This is a genomic window from Paenibacillus sp. Marseille-Q9583, assembly GCF_976954365.1.
In genome coordinates this window covers 1-998 of the sequence record NZ_CDRJTB010000161.1, presented here as the reverse complement: position 1 = coordinate 998, position 998 = coordinate 1, and the positions used below count along the sequence as shown (strand labels likewise).

Genomic DNA, 998 nt, shown 5'->3' with positions numbered 1-998 from the left:
TAATTTTCGCTCCCCATCACAGCCCAGCCTTAACGATGTGCGGATTTGCCTACACATCAGCCTCACTGCTTAGACGGACATATCCATCAGTCCGCGTCACTACCCTCCTGCGTCACCCCATCGCTCATAGCGGATTACGGTGGTACAGTAATTTCAAACTGTTGTCCTTCGACTACGCCTTTCGGCCTCGCCTTAGGTCCCGACTTACCCTGAGCGGACGAGCCTTCCTCAGGAAACCTTGGGCTTTCGGCGGATCAGATTCTCACTGATCTTTTCGTTACTCATACCGGCATTCTCACTTGTATGCTGTCCAGCGCTCCTTACGGTACACCTTCAACCCACATACAACGCTCCCCTACCCCAGATACATACGTATCTAGCCATAGCTTCGGTGGTGTGTTTAGCCCCGTTACATTTTCGGCGCAGAGTCACTCGACCAGTGAGCTATTACGCACTCTTTCAATGGTGGCTGCTTCTAAGCCAACATCCTGGTTGTCTGTGCAACTCCACATCCTTTCCCACTTAACACACACTTGGGGACCTTAGCTGATGGTCTGGGCTGTTTCCCTTTTGACAATGGATCTTAGCACTCACTGTCTGACTCCCGGCAATAAGTATATGGCATTCGGAGTTTGACTGATCTTGGTAACCCTTGCGGGCCCCGCAACCAATCAGTGCTCTACCTCCACTACTCTTATACCGAGGCTAGCCCTAAAGCTATTTCGGGGAGAACCAGCTATCTCCGAGTTCGATTGGAATTTCTCCGCTACCCCCACCTCATCCCCGCATTTTTCAACATGCGTGGGTTCGGGCCTCCAGTGCGTGTTACCGCACCTTCACCCTGGACAGGGGTAGATCACACGGTTTCGGGTCTACGTCCACATACTGAGTCGCCCTATTCAGACTCGCTTTCGCTGCGGCTCCGTCTTCTCGACTTAACCTTGCATGTTAAACGTAACTCGCCGGTTCATTCTACAAAAGGCACGCCATCACCCATA

The 998-nt window shown here is 52.1% G+C and carries 1 rRNA gene; it reads right to left on the bottom strand.

Annotation, left to right across the window (positions count from 1 at the left end):
- A 23S ribosomal RNA gene (locus tag ACWNM1_RS30580) occupies positions 1–998 on the bottom strand; the annotation flags it as partial.